General features: G+C 64.9%; 16 protein-coding genes. 7 read left to right on the top strand and 9 right to left on the bottom strand.

The window, feature by feature from the left end; all coding sequences use genetic code 11:
- Nucleotides 1-129: 129 nt before the first annotated feature.
- Nucleotides 130-804, top strand: a complete 675-nt coding sequence (locus tag AB6802_RS17105; RefSeq protein WP_371011328.1) for an ArsR/SmtB family transcription factor — start codon at nucleotides 130-132, stop codon at nucleotides 802-804.
- Between the two features lie 239 nt (nucleotides 805-1,043).
- On the opposite strand, the gene ligD is transcribed toward AB6802_RS17105, so the two are convergent.
- Nucleotides 1,044-3,548 carry a DNA ligase D gene (gene ligD / locus AB6802_RS17110; protein WP_371011329.1) on the bottom strand — a complete coding sequence of 835 codons (2,505 nt, stop codon included), beginning with the start codon at nucleotides 3,546-3,548 and terminating at the stop codon, nucleotides 1,044-1,046.
- A 12-nt stretch (nucleotides 3,549-3,560) separates the two neighbouring features.
- Complete coding sequence (locus AB6802_RS17115) at nucleotides 3,561-4,424, bottom strand: Ku protein (RefSeq protein ID WP_371011330.1); 864 nt, start codon at nucleotides 4,422-4,424, stop codon at nucleotides 3,561-3,563.
- Nucleotides 4,425-4,586: 162 nt separating this feature from the next.
- On the opposite strand from AB6802_RS17115, the gene AB6802_RS17120 reads away from it, so the two are divergent.
- The 5 genes from AB6802_RS17120 to AB6802_RS17140 all read left to right on the top strand — a co-directional run bounded on the left by AB6802_RS17120 (nucleotide 4,587) and on the right by AB6802_RS17140 (nucleotide 9,007).
- Entirely contained in the window at nucleotides 4,587-4,913 is a 327-nt protein-coding gene (locus tag AB6802_RS17120; RefSeq protein ID WP_371011676.1) for a hypothetical protein, read from the top strand.
- Nucleotides 4,914-5,082: 169 nt separating this feature from the next.
- A complete protein-coding gene (locus tag AB6802_RS17125) occupies nucleotides 5,083-5,535 on the top strand; it encodes a thiol-disulfide oxidoreductase DCC family protein (protein ID WP_371011331.1) in 453 nt (150 codons plus the stop codon).
- A gap of 9 nt (nucleotides 5,536-5,544) precedes the next feature.
- The gene (locus tag AB6802_RS17130; protein WP_371011332.1) at nucleotides 5,545-7,293 is read left to right on the top strand and encodes a DUF4166 domain-containing protein; all 1,749 of its coding nucleotides are present in this window, start codon (nucleotides 5,545-5,547) and stop codon (nucleotides 7,291-7,293) included.
- A gap of 90 nt (nucleotides 7,294-7,383) precedes the next feature.
- Nucleotides 7,384-7,752: a YciI family protein gene (locus AB6802_RS17135; protein WP_371011333.1), complete on the top strand. Its 369-nt coding sequence runs from the start codon at nucleotides 7,384-7,386 to the stop codon at nucleotides 7,750-7,752.
- 7 nt (nucleotides 7,753-7,759) lie between these two features.
- Nucleotides 7,760-9,007, top strand: coding sequence for an RNA polymerase sigma factor (locus AB6802_RS17140; RefSeq protein ID WP_371011334.1), 1,248 nt, complete (start codon nucleotides 7,760-7,762; stop codon nucleotides 9,005-9,007).
- Between the two features lie 4 nt (nucleotides 9,008-9,011).
- On the opposite strand, the gene AB6802_RS17145 is transcribed toward AB6802_RS17140, so the two are convergent.
- From AB6802_RS17145 to hrcA, 7 genes are all read right to left on the bottom strand, one after another.
- Nucleotides 9,012-9,641, bottom strand: a complete 630-nt coding sequence (locus tag AB6802_RS17145; protein ID WP_371011335.1) for a glutathione S-transferase family protein — start codon at nucleotides 9,639-9,641, stop codon at nucleotides 9,012-9,014.
- Nucleotides 9,642-9,752: 111 nt separating this feature from the next.
- Nucleotides 9,753-10,733, bottom strand: coding sequence for a cysteine synthase A (gene cysK, locus AB6802_RS17150; RefSeq protein ID WP_371011336.1), 981 nt, complete (start codon nucleotides 10,731-10,733; stop codon nucleotides 9,753-9,755).
- A gap of 190 nt (nucleotides 10,734-10,923) precedes the next feature.
- Nucleotides 10,924-11,541: a LysE family translocator gene (locus AB6802_RS17155; RefSeq protein WP_371011337.1), complete on the bottom strand. Its 618-nt coding sequence runs from the start codon at nucleotides 11,539-11,541 to the stop codon at nucleotides 10,924-10,926.
- 336 nt (nucleotides 11,542-11,877) lie between these two features.
- Nucleotides 11,878-13,218 (bottom strand): sorbosone dehydrogenase family protein, encoded by a 1,341-nt coding sequence (locus tag AB6802_RS17160; RefSeq protein ID WP_371011338.1) that lies wholly within the window; start codon nucleotides 13,216-13,218, stop codon nucleotides 11,878-11,880.
- A 145-nt stretch (nucleotides 13,219-13,363) separates the two neighbouring features.
- Nucleotides 13,364-14,710 (bottom strand): sorbosone dehydrogenase family protein, encoded by a 1,347-nt coding sequence (locus tag AB6802_RS17165; protein ID WP_371011339.1) that lies wholly within the window; start codon nucleotides 14,708-14,710, stop codon nucleotides 13,364-13,366.
- Nucleotides 14,711-14,802: 92 nt separating this feature from the next.
- Nucleotides 14,803-15,000 carry a hypothetical protein gene (locus tag AB6802_RS17170; RefSeq protein ID WP_371011340.1) on the bottom strand — a complete coding sequence of 66 codons (198 nt, stop codon included), beginning with the start codon at nucleotides 14,998-15,000 and terminating at the stop codon, nucleotides 14,803-14,805.
- A gap of 34 nt (nucleotides 15,001-15,034) precedes the next feature.
- Nucleotides 15,035-16,132, bottom strand: a complete 1,098-nt coding sequence (gene hrcA, locus AB6802_RS17175) for a heat-inducible transcriptional repressor HrcA (protein WP_371011341.1) — start codon at nucleotides 16,130-16,132, stop codon at nucleotides 15,035-15,037.
- A gap of 281 nt (nucleotides 16,133-16,413) precedes the next feature.
- Here hrcA and rph point away from each other — a divergent pair, with 281 nt between their 5' ends.
- Nucleotides 16,414-17,130, top strand: coding sequence for a ribonuclease PH (rph, locus tag AB6802_RS17180; protein ID WP_371011342.1), 717 nt, complete (start codon nucleotides 16,414-16,416; stop codon nucleotides 17,128-17,130).
- Nucleotides 17,131-17,156 lie beyond the last annotated feature (26 nt).

Genomic DNA, 17,156 nt, shown 5'->3' on the forward strand with positions numbered 1-17,156 from the left:
GATCGCGGTCGAAACATTGCTTGCGTCCTTGTGCTAGGCAGTTCCGTGTCAGGAGCGTTGCTCTCGGCTCCTTGAGCTGGCTAGAGATTAATGCTCTTCTGACGAGAATGCTTCGACAAGGATCGAACCATGCGTGAAGGACCAGACATTGCCCGCGTCGCCAGCCTGGTTGGCGATCCGGCCCGCGCCAATATGCTGAACGCGATGATGGGAGGCACAGCCCTGACCGCAACCGAATTGGCGCTGGAGGCCGGCGTGTCGCTGCCGACCGCGTCCTCGCATCTGTCCAAGCTGATGGAGGGCGGCCTGCTGACGCTGGCGAGCCAGGGCCGCCATCGCTATTACGGCCTTGCCAGCGCGCAGGTGGCGGGCATGATCGAGGCGATCACCGGCGTTGCCGAAGCGGTCGGCCCCAGGCGGGTGCGGCCCGGTCCGCGCGACGCCGCCATGCGCGTGGCGCGCGTCTGTTACGACCATCTTGCCGGCGAGCAGGCTGTCGCAATGCTCGACTGCCTGTTCGACAAGAAGCTTTTGCTGCGTGAGGACAATGCGATCAGGCTGGCGCCGTCCGGCGCCTCGCATTTCGCGACGCTCGGCATCGAGATCGACGGTAAGGCCAGACGGCCTGTGTGCCGCGCCTGCCTTGATTGGAGCGTGCGGCGCTCGCATCTGGCTGGAACGCTGGGCGCCGCCATCCTCGACAAGATCATCGCCGAGAAATGGGCCCGGCGCGAGAAGGACAGCCGCGCCGTGGTGTTCTCGCCGACTGGCAGGCAGGAGTTTGCGCGGGTGTTTCTGGGGTAGGGCTGCTGCGCGGCACAACGACACCGTTGCATGCCGGCGCGAGGCCCCCCTCTCTGCCCTGCCGGGCATCTCCCCCTCAAGGGGGGAGATCGGATGTCACGCTCTGTTTCGCCAATCGTCAACGTTGCAGAAGAGGCCCCGCGCCAAAGCTGCCAATCTCCCCCCTTGAGGGGGAGATGTCCGGCAGGACAGAGAGGGGGCGAAGGATCTCGGCATAGGCGACTTTGCGTCTTGCCCGATCACCCCCTTTTCAACATGTTCCCCAGCTTGAAGAAATTCACCCACGGGTCGGCCTTCTTCAACTGCTTGAGCGTCGTCTCGTCCCCCAGCGGGAACGCATTCGGCGCCAATCCCTTCTCCAGTTCCGGCCAGGTCACCGGCATCGACACTGTCGCGCCCTTCTTGGCGCGCGACGAATACGGCGCCACCGTCGTCGAGCCTCTGCCGTTGCGCAGATAGTCGACAAAGATTTTGCCCGTGCGCGCCTTCTTCGACAGCGTCGCCGTGTAACGGTCGGGCGCGGCCTGCTCCAGCGCGCGGGCAAAGTCATGGGCGAAGTCCTTGACCGCATCCCACTCCGCCGACGGCTTCAGCGGCACCAGGACGTGATAGCCCTTGCCGCCGGAGGTCTTGACAAGGTTGGGCAGCGACAGCTCGTCGAGCTGCTTGCGGATGTCAAGCGCCGCCTCGCGCACCGCCTTGACGTCAACGCCTTCGTCGGGATCGAGGTCGAAGATGATCTGGTCCGGCTTTTCCAGCGCGTCGACGGTGCAGCCCCAGATATGGACCTCGACCACGCCGTACTGGACGAGCGCGGCAAGGCCATCGAAATCCTTGATGAAAAGGATTTCCTCGCCGCCGTCCGGATCCTTCATCCGGAGAATCTTGTCGCTCATGCCGGGCGAGGCATGCTTCTGGAAGAAGCGCTGGCCATTAATACCGTCCGGCGCCCGCACCAGGCTGAGCGGCCGGTTGACGACGAATTGCTCCATGCGCGGCCAGACCAGCGCGTAATGGTCGAGCAGATCCTGCTTTGAGACCTTCTCGTCGGGCCACAGCAACTTGTCGGGGTGCGAGAGCTTTATCGACGTTTTCGCCGTTCCGGCCGAGGCCTCGGATTTTCCGCCTGGCTTTGTTCCACTCTGTGCCTTGGTGGTTGTCTTCGGCTTCTCCTGCACGACTTCCTCCGCCGGCTTGTCTTCCCGCAACCCCTGGAACGAGGCATGACGGATTATACGGTCGGATGTCCAGCTGCGGAACTCCACTTCGCCGACAAGTTCGGGCTTGACGAAGGTCAGGCCCTTGCCCTTCGGCACCGCTGCCGAGAAGGGCGAGCTCTTGGCTTCAAGACCATCGAGCTTCTTCTCGAGATCCGTCGCCACCTTGCCGGAGAAGCCGGTGCCGACGCGGCCGGCATAGCGCAGCTTGCCGCCCTCGTGATAGCCGACCAAAAGCGAGCGCAGGCCGCGCCCGGTCTTGTCGGACGGCAGATAACCGCCAATGACGAATTCCTGGCGCAGCGTGCATTTCGACTTGACCCAGGAGAGCCCGCGGCCGCTCCGATAGGGCGCGTCGGCGCGCTTCGAAACCACGCCCTCCAGGCCCATGCGGCAGACGTGCTGCAGCATGACCTTGCCCGGCTCATGAAAATGGTCGCTGAAGCGCAGCGCCGAATCCTGCGTCTCTGCGCCGAGCAGTTCGGACAAAGCCTGTTTGCGCTCGACCAATGGCTCGGCGCGCAAATCCTGTCCGTTGAGCCGCATCAGGTCGAAGGCGTAGTAGACGAAGCGGTCGGCGCGGCGGGCCGACAGGTCCGCCTGCAGCAAGGCGAAGGACGACACGCCGCTGTCGGCCAACACCACCACCTCGCCATCGATGATGGCGTCGCGGCATTTCAGCCCGGCAAGTGCTGCCGTCACCGGGCCGTCGAATTTCTCGGTCCAGTCGAGGCCGGCGCGAGTCAGCAGCCTGACTTCGCTGCCGGCAATCTGCGCCTGCATGCGGTAGCCGTCGAATTTCACCTCGTGCAGCCAATCCTCGCCGGCAGGCGTGCTCTTCTCCAAGGTCGCCAGCTGCGGCTCGATGAACTCGAGGCGTTTGGCCTGCGCGGCCTTGGCCTTGCCGGCGGCCGGCTTGTTGGAGTGCCAGACTTTGGGCTTCTGCCCCTTGGCCGCCTTGCCCGCGCCGACCTCCTCGATCGTCAGTCCCGACTTCACCGATTTCGGTTCTTCTTCAAGAATGTCCGTGCCGGGGCGGGCGGCGGCATCGTCGGATTTGATCAGCAGCCAATTGTCGCGCTTTTCACCGGGGCGCGGCTTCAGGCGCACCAGATGCCAGCGGCCGTTGAGCTTGTGGCCTTCGAGCTCGAAGTCGATATGACCCTTCTTCATCGCCTTGGCCGGATCGCCGTCCGGGATCCATTTGCCTTCGTCCCAGACAATGACCGAGCCGCCGCCATACTCGCCCTTGGGAATGGTGCCTTCGAAGGCGGCGTAGTCGACCGGATGATCCTCGACATGCACGGCCAGCCGTTTCTCATGCGGATCGAGGCTCGGGCCGCGCGTCACCGCCCAGCTCCACAACACGCCGTCGTATTCCAGCCGGAAATCATAGTGGAGGCGGGTGGCGGCATGCTTCTGCACAACGAAAATGCCAGCGGTCTTGTTGCCCCGCGCGACCTTGCCGGCCGGCTCGGCGGTTTTCTTGAAATCGCGCTTGGCTTGATATTGCTCGAGACCGGCCATGGCGCCGCGCTCCTATGCGGATCTGCGCTTGGGCGCGGCCTTGGCCTTGGCTCGCTTGGCCGGCGGCTTGGCTGAGGATTTGTCGGCCCTGCCGCTGCCGTCCGCGTTGAGGCTCTTCTTCAGCGCGTCGAACAGGTTGACGACATTGGATGGTTTCGGCGGCGCCTTGGCCTTGGGCGCCTTCCTGCCGGCCTTCTTGGCGCGGATCAGCTCGAGCAAGGCGTCCTCATAGCGGTCGTCGAATTTCGACGGATCGAATTTCGCTTTCTTCTTGTCGATGATGTGCTCGGCGAGATCGATCATCTCATCGTCGGTCTTGGCCGCCTTGATCTCGCCGAAGACAGTGCCCGGCTGACGCACCGTGTTGTCATAGCGCAGCGTCGTCAGCACCATGCCTTTGCCCAGCGGCTCGATCACCACCGGACGCTCCCGGCTGTAGAGCACGATGCGGGCAAGCCCTGCCATCTTCTTCTTCGACATCGCGTCGCGGATGACGGCGAAGGCCTCCTCGGAGACCTTGTCCGCCGGCGAAACGTAATAGGGCGTGTCGAGATAGATCTGCTCGATCGAGGATTTCTCGACGAAGCCGTCGAGGCTCATCGTGTGCGAGGATTCGATCTGCACCGCTTCGATCTCGTCCTCTTCGATATGAACGAAATCGCCATCGCTGACCTCGTAGCCCTTGACCTCCTCGCCCTCCTCCAGCGGCTTGCCGGTTTCGGCATCGACATAGATGCGTTTGACGGTGTTGCCGGTCTTGCGATTGAGGATGCGGAACGAGACTTTTTCCGTGTGGGTGACGACATTGGTCAGCTCGATGGCGCAGGTGACCAGCGACAGTTTCAGATAGCCCTTCCAGGCGGGCCGCGGTGCCATGGCAAACTCCTGCGCGATGCGATCCTACCGCAACGGGCAGGGCGCGCTTGGGTTCCGCAAGAGGCTGACCGGGCAGTGCCCGTCGGCGCAATGAAATTTCGCAGCACCCGGCGAAGGTGAAACAGAAGCGCGCCCAAGCGACATTAACGCGAAACATATGTGATGCAAAAAGCACATCATGCGCAAACGCGACAAAAGGCACCGAATCAGCCGCATTCCGGCCACGATGCAACGACTTTCGGACCAGAAATTAACATCACGTTCACCGACTATTCACGCCTCGACGCTATGCTCCCGGACAATTCGGAAGGGACATCCGAAAACGGGACAGGGACAGGTAAAATGAACTTCTGGAACCACATTGCCGGCTATGCCGCCGCCATCCGCGAATTCGTCGCGCCAACCTATCGGCCGGAGCGTTACTACATGCGCGGCCCCGGCCCGGCCTGCGCGCGTCGCGGCAGCTCGCTCGGTGTGAGCGCGAACTGATTATGACCCGCAAAAGCAGAATCTGCCGGCCGGCCACCGACCAGCGCAGCACGACCTATCGCGCCGAGCGCCCCGCGCTGGCCTATGGCTGGCGTGCGACAACACCGCGACTTTGACGCCGCCGCCGGCTGGCTTAATGTCCTAAAGACACTAAGCAGCCGGGGCCGACATGACCGACCTGCCCTACCAAGATCGTCCGCATCTCCTGCCCCAGATCCATGACGCAAGCCAGCCGCTGGTCGTCTTCGACGGCGTCTGCGTGTTCTGCTCCGGCTTCGTCCGGCTGATCGTCCGGCTCGATCGCGAGAAAAGCTTCCGCTTCGCCACCGCGCAGTCGCCTTTCGGCGAGGCGTTGTTTCGCCAGCACGGCCTGCCGACCGACGACTACGACAGCAACCTCGCTATCATCGATGGCGTCGCTTTCACCCGCATGGACAGTTTCGTCGCCATCATGGCCAAGCTTGGCTGGCCATGGCGCACGGCAAAGGTGCTGCTCGTTCTGCCGCGCCCGCTGCGCGACTGGCTCTATGATCGTGTCGCCAAAAACCGCTACGCGCTGTTCGGCAAGAAGGACAGTTGCGAGATCCCTTCCGCCGAATTGCGGCAACGGCTGATCGGCTAGGAGGGCCTGATGAGGCTTTTGATCGTCGGCGGCTACGGCATTTTCGGTGGGCGCATCGTCGATCTCCTGCTGAACGAGCCGCGCCTGACCCTGCTCGTCGCCGGCCGCTCGCTCGACAAGGCAGAGACTTTTTGCCGGGCCAGGGCTGATGCCAGGGCGCGGCTCATGCCGACTGCTTTCGACCGCGACGGCGATCTCGGTGCCCAGTTCGCCGCCTTGCGGCCCGCTATCGTCGTCGATGCCAGCGGCCCTTTCCAGGCCTATGGCGAGGGACGCTACCGCTTGATCGACGCCTGCATCGCCGCGCGCGTCCATTATCTCGACCTTGCCGATGGTTCGGACTTCGTCGCCGGCGTTGCCGCTTTCGATCAGCCGGCGAAGCAGGCCGGCGTCTTCGTGCTCTCGGGCGTGTCGAGCTTCCCGGTGCTGACGGCGGCGGTGGTGCGGCGTCTGTCGTCCGGCATGGCGCGGATCGATAGCATTCGCGGCGGCATCGCGCCGTCGCCTTTCGCCGGTGTCGGCGAAAACGTCATCCGCGCCATTGCAAGCTATTGCGGCCAACCCGTGCAACTGACCCGGAACGGGGAATCAGCCGAAGGCAGGCCGCTCACCGAGCAGATGCGCTATACGATCGCGCCACCAGGCCGTGTGCCGGTCAGGAACACGCTGTTCTCGCTGGTCGACGTGCCTGATTTGCGCGCGCTGGCGACGCTGTGGCCGGAGGCAGGGACGATCTGGATGGGCGCCGGTCCGGTGCCGGAGGTGCTGCACCGGGCGCTGATCGGACTGGCGTGGCTGGTTCGCGCCGGCCTGGTCCGTTCGCTTTCGCCACTGGCGCCGTTGATGCACTGGGCGAGCAACCGCCTCGCCTGGGGCGAGCATCGCGGCGGCATGTTCGTCGCTGTCGAGGGCGCGGACAAGGCCGGCAGCCCGAGCCGGCGATCCTGGCATCTGTTGGCCGAAGGCGGCGACGGGCCGCTGATCCCCGCCATGGCGGTCGAGGCGATCATCCGCAAGGCGGTCGACGGCGAGATGCCCGCCCCGGGTGCGCGGGCGGCGGTGCGCGACGTGGAGCTCGAGGAATACGAAGCGCTGTTCGCCTCAAAAACGATCCATACCGGCTTCCGGGATGACAGCGCCGACGAGGGAAAGGCGCTCTATCCCCGGCTGCTCGGTGATGCATGGCCGCGCCTGCCGGCCCAGATCCGCGCCATGCATGGGGGCACCACTTCGGCAGAAGGCCGCGCCAGCGTCGAACGCGGCAACGGAATGCTTAGCCGGCTTGCCGCTTGGCTGGTCGGGTTTCCGGCCGCGCAGGCCGATACGCCGGTGAAAGTCCGTTTCGAGATCGGCAAGGATGGCGAGACCTGGACGCGACGCTTCGGCACGCACAGCTTTTCCAGCCGCCAGTTTGCCGGGCAAGACCACGCGGAGCGACTGCTTGTCGAGCGCTTCGGGCCGCTGGCCTTCGCCATGGCCCTGGTTGCCGGCGACAATCGCCTTTCGTTGGTGCTGCGCCGCTGGAGCTTTCTCGACCTGCCGCTGCCGATGTGGCTTTGCCCGCGCTCGACGTCCTACGAAACGGTTGAGGACGGACGCTTCCGTTTCCATGTCGAGATCTCGCATCCGCTGACCGGATTGATCGTGCACTATCGCGGCTGGCTGGAGCCGGCTTCGCGAAGGGCAGCCCGCGGAACCGTTCGAGACCGCCATCGTGGAATAACGCGCTGTCCTTGCGCTCGCCGCGGCAAGGGATGAAAATTTTCGGCGCCTGTCGAAATCGGCCGGGGCCGCGCGACATAGGACGGTCCGCGATGATGCGGCCTTCGAGAAAACGGGAGAAGCCCCATGCGATACATGCTTTTGATCTACAGCGAAGAAGCCGCCATGATGAATGCGCCAAAGGAGCAGGCCCAGCAGATGCTCGCGGCTTATGGCGCCTACACCGAAGCCTTGCATAAATCCGGCGTCTGGCTGGCAGGCGACCGGCTGAAGCCGACGCAAGCGACCACTTCGGTGCGGCTGGCCGACGGCAAGACCAATGTGCTCGATGGCCCCTATGCCGACACCAAGGAGCAGCTTGCCGGCTTCTATATGATCGAGGTGGCCGACATCGACACGGCCATCGAATGGGCGGCGCGCTGCCCGGGGGCCAGCGTCGGCACAATCGAGGTGCGGCCGATCTGGGAAATGGCCGAGTACGCAGCCGGGAAATGACTGTCTGATGGACGATCGCTCGGAGATCGCTCGGGCGGCGGCTGAAACGGCCGCCCGCCGGAGCTACGGCAAGCTGGTCGCCTGGCTCGCCGCCCGCACGCGCGACGTCGCCGGCGCCGAGGACGCGCTGGCCGACTCATTCGCGGCCGCGCTCGAACGGTGGCCGCGAACCGGCGTGCCGGCGCAGCCGGAAGCCTGGTTGCTGGCGGTGGCGCGCCGGCGCGATGTCGACGCCGTGCGGCGGCGGCTGACCGGCGAGGCGGCTCGTGACCATCTGCAACTGATCGCCGAGGAAATGGAGGCGCGCATGAACGGCGAGGAGCTCCCCGACGAAAGGCTGCGGCTGATGTTTGCCTGCGCCCACCCGGCGATCGATGCCGGCGTGCGGGCGCCGCTGATCCTGCAGACGATCCTCGGTTTCGACGCCGCGACAATCGCCTCGGCTTTCCTGCTCTCGCCGGCGACGATGGGCCAGCGGCTGGTGCGGGCCAAGAGCCGCATCCGCGAAACAGGCATTCCGTTTCGCGTGCCGGAGCAGACCGAACTCGGTGAAAGGCTAGGGGCCGTGCTGGAGGCGATCTACGCGACCTTCGCGGAAGGCTGGTCGGATCCGAGCGGCACCGAGACCCGGCGGCGCAACCTCGCCACCGAAGGCATCTGGCTGGGACGATTGGTCGCCTCGCTGATGCCGGACGAGCCCGAGGCGCTCGGGCTTCTGGCGCTGATGCTGTTTGCCGAGGCACGCCGGGCGGCCAGACGCAGCCCGCAAGGCGATTTCGTGCCGCTTGCCGAGCAGGATACAGCGCTTTGGGACGATGGCCTGATCGACGAGGCCGAAGGCTTGCTTGGCCAGGCCGCGCAGAGGGGCATCATCGGTCGCTACCAATTGGAGGCGGCCGTGCAGTCCGCCCACACCGCGCGGCGCCGCGGCGGCCGCACCGACTGGACCGCAATCCGCCAGCTTTACGATGCGCTGATGGCGGTGGCCGGCTCGCCGGTGGTGGCCATCAACCGCGCGGTGGCGATCGCCGAGACCGAGGGCACGCCGGCCGGGCTGGCGGCGCTTTATGTGCTGGGCGACGACAAGCGGCTGCAGGATTACCAGCCCTATTGGGCCGCGCGCGCCGGCCTGCTGGCCAGGCTCGGCACCACCGCGAAAGCGGCTGAGGCCTACGACCGGGCGATCGGCCTCGAGCGCGATGACGCCGTGCGCCGGTTCCTGCAGGCGGAGCGGGCCAAGCTGACGCGGAACTGAGGTTTTAGTTTTCAGGCCACATCTCGTGCGACGCGTTGAGCTTGCGCATCAGCGCATTCTCGCGCAGCCCCCGCCACAGACGCTCGACATTCGGCCATTCCGCGCGAGCTCGCTGGATGTCCGGATGCCAGGCGACGAGCATGACGAGATAGATGTCGGCCAGCGAGAGGGTGTCGCCGGCCAGCCAGTCGCGACCGGCGAGCGCCTTGTCGATGATGGCAAAGCCGCGATCCATCTCGGCGATCGCCGCCTGCTTGACCGCTTGCAGATTGCCGGCATCGGCGGTGTAGCGGTGGGCGTAATAGAGCCGCAGGATCGCCGGATAGAGCACCGACGACATGAAGGCCATCCAGCGCAGGAAATCGGCGCGGGCGCAGGAGCCGGGTTCCGGCGCAAGTCCGGCCTGCGGGTGGAGCTCGGCAAGCAGGATGCAGATCGCGGCCGATTCGGTCAGCGAATGACCGTTGGGCAGCGTCAGCACCGGCACCTGGTTCAGCGGGCTGATGGCGAGAAAGACGGGATCGGGCGCATCCTTCTTCGGCACGTCGATCTGCTCGAACGATGCGCCGGCCATGGCAAGCGCCGCCTCGACGACGAAGCCTCCGCTGCCTGGGCGGGTGTAGAGCTTGTACATGAAATCCTCCCCGGCCCGAACAAGCGGGCCGGCGGCGATATGAGCCGGAAGCGGGGTTCTGCTCAAGCGGGTGGCGGAAGCCAGCCCGGGCTTTCCAGCAGTCCAGCGTGTTCAGGCGCCCAGCCCGTCGAACAGGATGGTCGACAGATAGCGCTCGGCGAAGGACGGGATGACGACGACAAGGTTCTTGCCCTTGTTCTCAGGCCGCGAGCCGACGACGATCGCCGCCTGCAGTGCCGCGCCCGACGAGATGCCGACCGGCACGCCTTCGAGGCGGGCGACGAGACGGGCATTGGCGACCGAATCCTCGTTGGAGACCCTGACGATCTCGTCATAGACCGAGGTGTCGAGGATTTTCGGCGCAAAGCCGGCGCCGATGCCCTGGATCTTGTGCGGGCCGGGCTGGCCGCCGGAAAGCACCGGCGAGGCTTCCGGTTCGACGGCCACAACATGGACCGAAGGCTTGCGCTTCTTCAGCACCTGGCCGACGCCGGTGATGGTGCCGCCGGTGCCGATGCCGGCGACGAAGATGTCGACCCCGCCATTGGTGTCGTTCCAGATTTCCTCGGCCGTGGTGGTTCGATGAATTTCCGGGTTGGCCGGATTCTCGAACTGCTGCGGGATGATCGCGTTGGGCAGCGTGGCGGCAAGCTCATCGGCTTTAGCGATGGCGCCCTTCATGCCTTTCGGACCTTCGGTCAGCACCAGCTCGGCGCCGAGCAACGCCAGCATCTTGCGGCGTTCGACCGACATGGTCTCCGGCATGGTGAGGATCAGCTTGTAGCCCTTGGCGGCGGCGGCGAAGGCGAGCGCGATGCCGGTGTTGCCGGAAGTCGGCTCGATCAGCGTCGTCTTGCCGGGCGAAATCTTGCCGGCCGCCTCCAGAGCCTCGATCATGGCGACGCCGATACGGTCCTTGACCGAGGCAATCGGGTTGAAGAATTCGAGCTTGGCCATCAGGTTGGCGACGACGCCCTTTTCCTTGGCGAACTTGTCCAGCCTGACCAGCGGCGTGTCGCCAATCGTCTCGGTGATCGAATTGAAGACGCGGCCGCGGCCGGGCACGCGCGCGGAAGAGACGGGCTTATTCATGTGGTTCGCTCCCAAGGCAAAGGCGATTGGCAAAACAGAATAGGGCTTTCAACCGTGCAAGATAGGCCGACGACCGAAAATATCCGAGTGGGCCGGTTGCTCAAAACCCTCCCAAGCCGGAAATGCATTTTCCGGCCCGGCTGATTTCGGGAATGGTTTGGCTGAAATCAGGACCAGCTGAGATCGGAGCTTACTGCCGGGCCGCAATTGCGGCAGCGGCACCCATCATGAAGCCGGCGGCGGTGCGGTTCAGTATTTTCAGCGCGCGCGGCGATTTCAGGAACCAGCGCGCCTTGGCGGCCAGCGCCAGATAGGGCACCAGCACCACGAACAGCACGATGACCGTGAGCACTGCCAGGATGGCGTAGTCGGCCAGCGTGATCGTCTTCAGGTCGACGATGGTCGGCGTGATGGCAAGGTAGAAGATCATCGTCTTCGGGTTGCCGAGCGTGACCGTCAGCCCGGCGATGAAGCTCGACACCAACCCACCCTTGGCTTTGCGGGCCTCGATGTTTTCGGGCGTGATGCCGCTGGTCCAGAAACGCCAGGCAAGGAAAGCGAGATAGGCGACGCCGGCCCATTTGATGGCGAGGAAGACCATGCCGAAAGTCTGGGCGACGAAGGCAAGGCCGAGCACCACGGCGGTAAGATAAGTGAGATCGCCAAGCATCAGGCCGAACGACATGGCCAGCGACGAGCGGAAGCCCGAGCCGAGCGCACGGGCGACCAGGGCGGTGACGCCCGGGCCTGGAATGGCGGCGGCAACGCCGAGCGCGGCGCTATAGGCGAGAAATCCGGTAAGGGTCATGGTTTAAGGCCTGGCGTATTGTTCCCCGAAGGGATCGATGAGGAGCGGGGCTTTTATCATGACGCCGGTTCGACTGTAATTCCCTTGCGGCGGGATCCGTTGCGCCAGCGATGTCAGGCGCTGATTTCCTCACCAAAAGGAATTTGACCGATCGGTTATGTCTGCGTTGGTGGGATGGCATGCTTTGGAGATTGGCTGAAACCTCCCAACCTCGTCATCCACGGGCGGAGCAAGGAGCGAAGCGACGCGCGCAGACCCGAGGATCCATGCCGTGGTTGAGAGGCTTCCGCCAATCGCCAGCGTTTGCGCTGACCCTTGAGACCCTGTACCGAGGAGCTACCCACCATAAGTGATGCGCCAGACGGTTCCGTTGCCGTCCTCGGTCAGGATCAAGGCGCCGTCTTTCGCCACCGCGACGCCCACCGGGCGGCCCCAGACGGCGTCGTCGGAGATGACGAAGCCGGTGGCGAAATCCTCGTACTCGCCGGTCGGCTTGCCGTCCTTGAACTGCAGACGCACCACCTTGTAACCGGTGCGCACGCCGCGATTCCACGAGCCGTGCAGCGCGACGAAGGCGTCGCCCTTGTATTCGGCCGGGAAATTGCCGCCTTCATAAAAGGCGATGTTGAGCGGCGCCGAATGCGCCTGCAGCAGCACGTCCGGCACCGTGACCTTGCCGGCAAGATCGGGACGGGCATCCTTGTGCCGCGGGTCCTCGTTGGAGCCGATGTAATACCAGGGCCAGCCGTAGAAGGCGCCGTTCTTGACGGCGGTCGCGTACTCGAAGGGTATGTCGTCGCCAAGGTCGTCGCGCTCGTTGACGACGCACCAGGGCGCGCCGGTGGCCGGCTGCACGGCCATGCCGGCGCAGTTGCGCAGGCCCGTGGCGACAATCCTGCGGTTGTTGCCGTCGGGGTCGAAGGCCAGCACATCGGCCCGGCCTTCTTCTGAGCCCCAGGCGGCGCCAAGCGGCCGCGATTTCGCCCAGTCCTCGATGCCGCCCTTGGGCGCGGTGCTCATATCCTCGGCGACGTTGGAATCGGAGCCGACCGACAGATAGAGCGTTTTGCCGTCCAGCGAGAAGGCTATGTCGCGGGTCCAGTGACCACCGCCTGGGATCTTGTCGATCAGGATTTGCGGCTCGCCGGACGCCTGCATGTCGCCGTCCCGATAGGCAAAGCGCACGACGCTGTCGCTGTTGGCGACATAGACCCATTGCGGCTTGTCGCCCGGCGGATAGAACGCGATGCCGTAGGGCCGGTCGAGGCCTTTGGCGAAAATCGCTTCTTCGGCGGGCCTGGCGTTGCCTTCGGTCAGGCGATAGACGCGGATCTGGTCCGTCCCGCTGTCGGCGACGAAGATGTCGCCATTCGGCGCTACCCGCACGACGCGCGGGTTGTCGATGCCGGACGCGATAAGCTCGGCCGAAAAGCCGGGCGGAAGCTTGGGCTTGGCGCCTTCGGGACGATCGCCAAGACCTGGGCTGTTGGATGCGCTAGCCGTGACATAGGGTTTTTGCAGATCGCCAGGCTTGATGAGGCGCCATACGCCCGGGTGATCGTTCTTCCAGTCGCCGAAGGCTTTCTCGCCGGTCAGCGGCGGCTGATCGGCCTGCTGCGCGATGGCACTGGTGGCGAGAAGCAGGACAGCAGCTGCAAGGCCGGCGACCTGTGTCATACTCTCTCCTCCGTCGTTCGCCGTTGAATCAAAGCCTAGGTCATCGCGACATACATTGGGCAAGCATTGCAAAGAAGAAGCTCCCGCAAGCGGATTTGCGCTGCTCAGCTCTCTGCCTGAGGCGCCCTCATCCGAGTGGCGAATGTCAGGACTGTCCACCGCCATGGGTGATGCGCCAGATGGTGCCGTTGCCGTCCTCGGTCAGGATCAAGGCGCCGTCTTTCGCCACCGCGAGACCAACCGGGCGGCCCCAAACGTCGGCGTCGGAGATGACGAAGCCGGTGGCGAAATCCTCGTACTCGCCGGTCGGCTTGCCGTCCTTGAACTTCAGCCGCACCACCTTGTAGCCGGTGCGGACGCCTCGGTTCCACGAGCCGTGCAGCGCGACGAAGGCATCACCCTTGTAGCCGGCCGGGAAATTGCCGCCTTCATAAAAGGCGATGTTGAGCGGCGCCGAATGCGCCTGCAGCAGCACGTCCGGCACCGTGACCTTGCCGGCGAGATCGGGCCGGGCGCCCTTGTGGCGCGGATCCTCGTTGGAGCCGATATAATACCAGGGCCAGCCATAGAAGGCGCCATCCTTGATGGTCGTGGCGTATTCGAAGGGGATATTGTCGCCGAGTTCGTCGCGCTCGTTGACGACGCACCAGAGCGCGCCGGTGGCCGGCTGCAAGGTCATGCCCGCGCAGTTGCGCAGGCCGGTGGCGACAATCCTGCGGTTCTTGCCGTCGGGGTCGAAGGCGAGCACATCGGCGCGCCCCTCCTCTGAGCCCCAGGCAGCGCCCAGCGGCTTAGACTTCGCCCATTCGTCGACACCGCCCTTCGGCTTGGCGCTCATATCCTCGGCGACGTTGGAACCGGAGCCGACCGACAGATAGAGCGCCTTGCCGTCCGGGGAGAAGACGATGTCGCGGGTCCAGTGATGGTTGGCCGGTATATCGTCGACGATGGTTTGCGCCTTGCCGGACGCTTTTAGATCGCCGTCGCGATAGGCAAAGCGCACGACACTGTCGCTGTTGGCGACATAGACCCATTGCGGCTTGTCACCCGGCGGGTAGAAGGCGATGCCGTAAGGTCGGGTGAGGCCCTTGGCGAAGACCGCCTCCTCGGGCTTTGCGCCACCCTCGGCCAGGCGATAGACGCGGATCTGGTTGGCCCGGCTGTCGGCGACGAAGAGGTCGCCATTCGGCGCCACGCGCACGACGCGCGGGCTGCTGATGCCGGACGCAATGAGCTCGGCCGAAAAGCCGGGCGGCAAGATCGGTTTGGCTCCTTCCGGGCGATCGGCGACATCACTGCCATTCGACGCGGTGTCCGTGACGTAAGGCTTCTGCAGATCCTCCGGCTTGATGAGGCGCCGCACGCCGGGGCGGTCGTTCTTCCAGTTGCCGAAGGCCTTCTCGCCGGTAAACAGCGGCGGATCGGCCTGCTGCGCCAAAGCGCTGGTGGCGAGAAGCACGGCAAGGCCGGCGAGGATGGCGGTCCTCAACATGCTTTCCTCCGTCGTGGCAGTCAGAAGCCACCTAACATTCGATATCGGGTTCGGCATTCCCGAGAAAAAGCGATGCACGTAGAGGGCAGCGTTCAGCTCTCTTCGACATCCAGATCATCGTCGAGCCGCTTTTCCAGCGCCACCAGATCGTCCGGCAGCGGCAGGCCCATGGCCCGCAACTCGCGTAGCTTTTCGCGCAGCTGCTCCTGGATCTCGTGCTCGTCCTCGGGCTGGTTGACCATTTCCTCGAGCAGCAGGCTGATCTGGGCCTTAAACGATTCCAACGCCATCTCGCACCTCCTTGCGGGACCCCCGCTTCCGGACCTATCTCAGCATTCGAGAGATCAGCTGGGCAGTATAGTCGACCATCGGCACGATGCGGGCATAATTCAGCCGCGTCGGGCCGATGACGCCTAGCGCGCCGATGACGCGGGCATCCTTGTCGCGATAGGGCGCGACGACCAGCGACGAGCCGGAGAGCGAAAACAGCTTGTTTTCCGAGCCGATGAAGATGCGCACGCCAGGGCCTTCCTCGGCCAGGTCGAGCAACTGGATCAACCCGTCCTGCGTTTCCAGATCCTCGAACAGATGCCGCAGCAATTCGAGATCGGCCTGGGCGGTGACGTTTTCCAGGAGATTGGCGCGGCCGCGCACGATGAGGCGCGCCGGCAGGCCGCTGTCGGCGCCGGCCCAGACCGCCAGCCCTTTCTCGACCAGATCCTGCGACAACGTATCGAGCGCCGCCCTGGTCTCGTCCTTGATGCGGGCGATCTCGATGCGCGCCTCGGCCAAAGTGCGGCCGCGGATATGGGCGTTGAGGAAGTTGGACGCTTCGTGCAGCTGCGACACGGTGATGCCGGCCGGCAGATCGACGACGCGGTTCTCGACGTCGCCGTTCTGCGACACCATCACCGCAAGCGCCTTGGTGGGCTCGAGCTGGATGAATTCGATATGCTTCAGCGCCACCTCGTTCTTGGAGGCAAGCACGAGGCCGGCGCCGCGCGACATGCCGGACAGCATCTGGCTGGCTTCGGTCAGCATATGCTCCAGCGTCGCGCCGGAGCCCGAAGCGCGCACCTGCGCCTCGATGATGCGGCGTTCTTCGTCGGAAAGATCGCCAAGCTCCATGAAGGCATCGACGAAGAAACGCAGACCGGTCTGCGTCGGCAGGCGGCCGGCCGAAATATGCGGCGCGTAGATGAGGCCGAGATGCTCGAGATCGCTCATCACGTTGCGGATGGTGGCCGGCGACAGCGAAGAGGGCATGATGCGCGACAGACTGCGCGAGCCGACCGGCTCGCCGTCGCGCAAATAAGAATCGACAATCCGCCGGAAGATGTCGCGCGAACGCATGTCGAGCGACTGAAGCACAGGCGACTGCAACCCGGGGACCTGCGACGTCGGATCGACTGGCTTGTTCATTCCGGCGAAACCTCCTGTAGAAGGATATAGACTTAAGCCAGCATGGCGCAACCCGGTGCCGCGTTTGCGGTCACCCAGGTGCCGCCCTTGCGGTCACCCAGGTGCCGCCCTTGCGGTCACCCAGGTGCCGCCCTTGCGGTCACCCAGGTGCCGCGTTTGCGGTCACCCGGCGGCTTTCCTTGCGCCGTCCTTTTCCTTGCGAGCTGTTTTCCTTTGCGACTGGCGGCGCATGCGTCTACAAGCCGGCCACGATTCCGGAAAACGAGAAGAAAGCAGGCCGAATGCGCCCCTCCAAACGCCAAGCCGACGAAATGCGCGCCATCTCCTTCGAGCGCGGCGTCTCCAAGCACGCCGAGGGCTCCTGCCTGGTGAAGTTCGGCGACACGCATGTGTTGTGCACGGCCAGCCTCGAGGAAAAGGTGCCGGCCTGGATGCGCAATTCCGGCAAGGGCTGGGTGACGGCCGAATACGGCATGCTGCCGCGCTCGACCGGCGAGCGCATGCGCCGCGAGGCGTCGGCCGGCAAGCAGGGCGGCCGCACGCTGGAGATCCAGCGGCTGATCGGCCGTTCGTTGCGCGCCGTTGTCGACCTGCAGGCGCTGGGCGAGCAGCAGATCACCGTCGACTGCGACGTCATCCAGGCCGATGGCGGCACCCGCACGGCCTCGATCACCGGCGGCTGGGTGGCGCTTTATGATTGCCTGCGCTGGATGGAAGCGCGCCAGATGGCCAGCGTCGCCAAGGTGCTGAAGGACCATGTCGCGGCGATTTCCTGCGGCATCCATGACGGCCAGCCAGTCATCGACCTCGACTATATCGAGGATTCCTCCGCCGGCACCGACGCCAATTTCGTCATGACCGGCAAGGGCGGCATCGTCGAGATCCAGGGCACCGCCGAGGGCGAGCCTTTCTCCGAGGAGCAGTTCGCGGCGCTGATGGGGCTGGCGAAGAAGGGGATTTCGCGCCTGGTGAGCTTGCAGCAGATGGCTGTGGCGTAGGATTTCCAATGCCGAGCCTGGGCCCC

Origin of the sequence: Mesorhizobium sp. RCC_202, from assembly GCF_041355295.1 — a bacterium.
Taxonomy (GTDB): domain Bacteria; phylum Pseudomonadota; class Alphaproteobacteria; order Rhizobiales; family Rhizobiaceae; genus Mesorhizobium.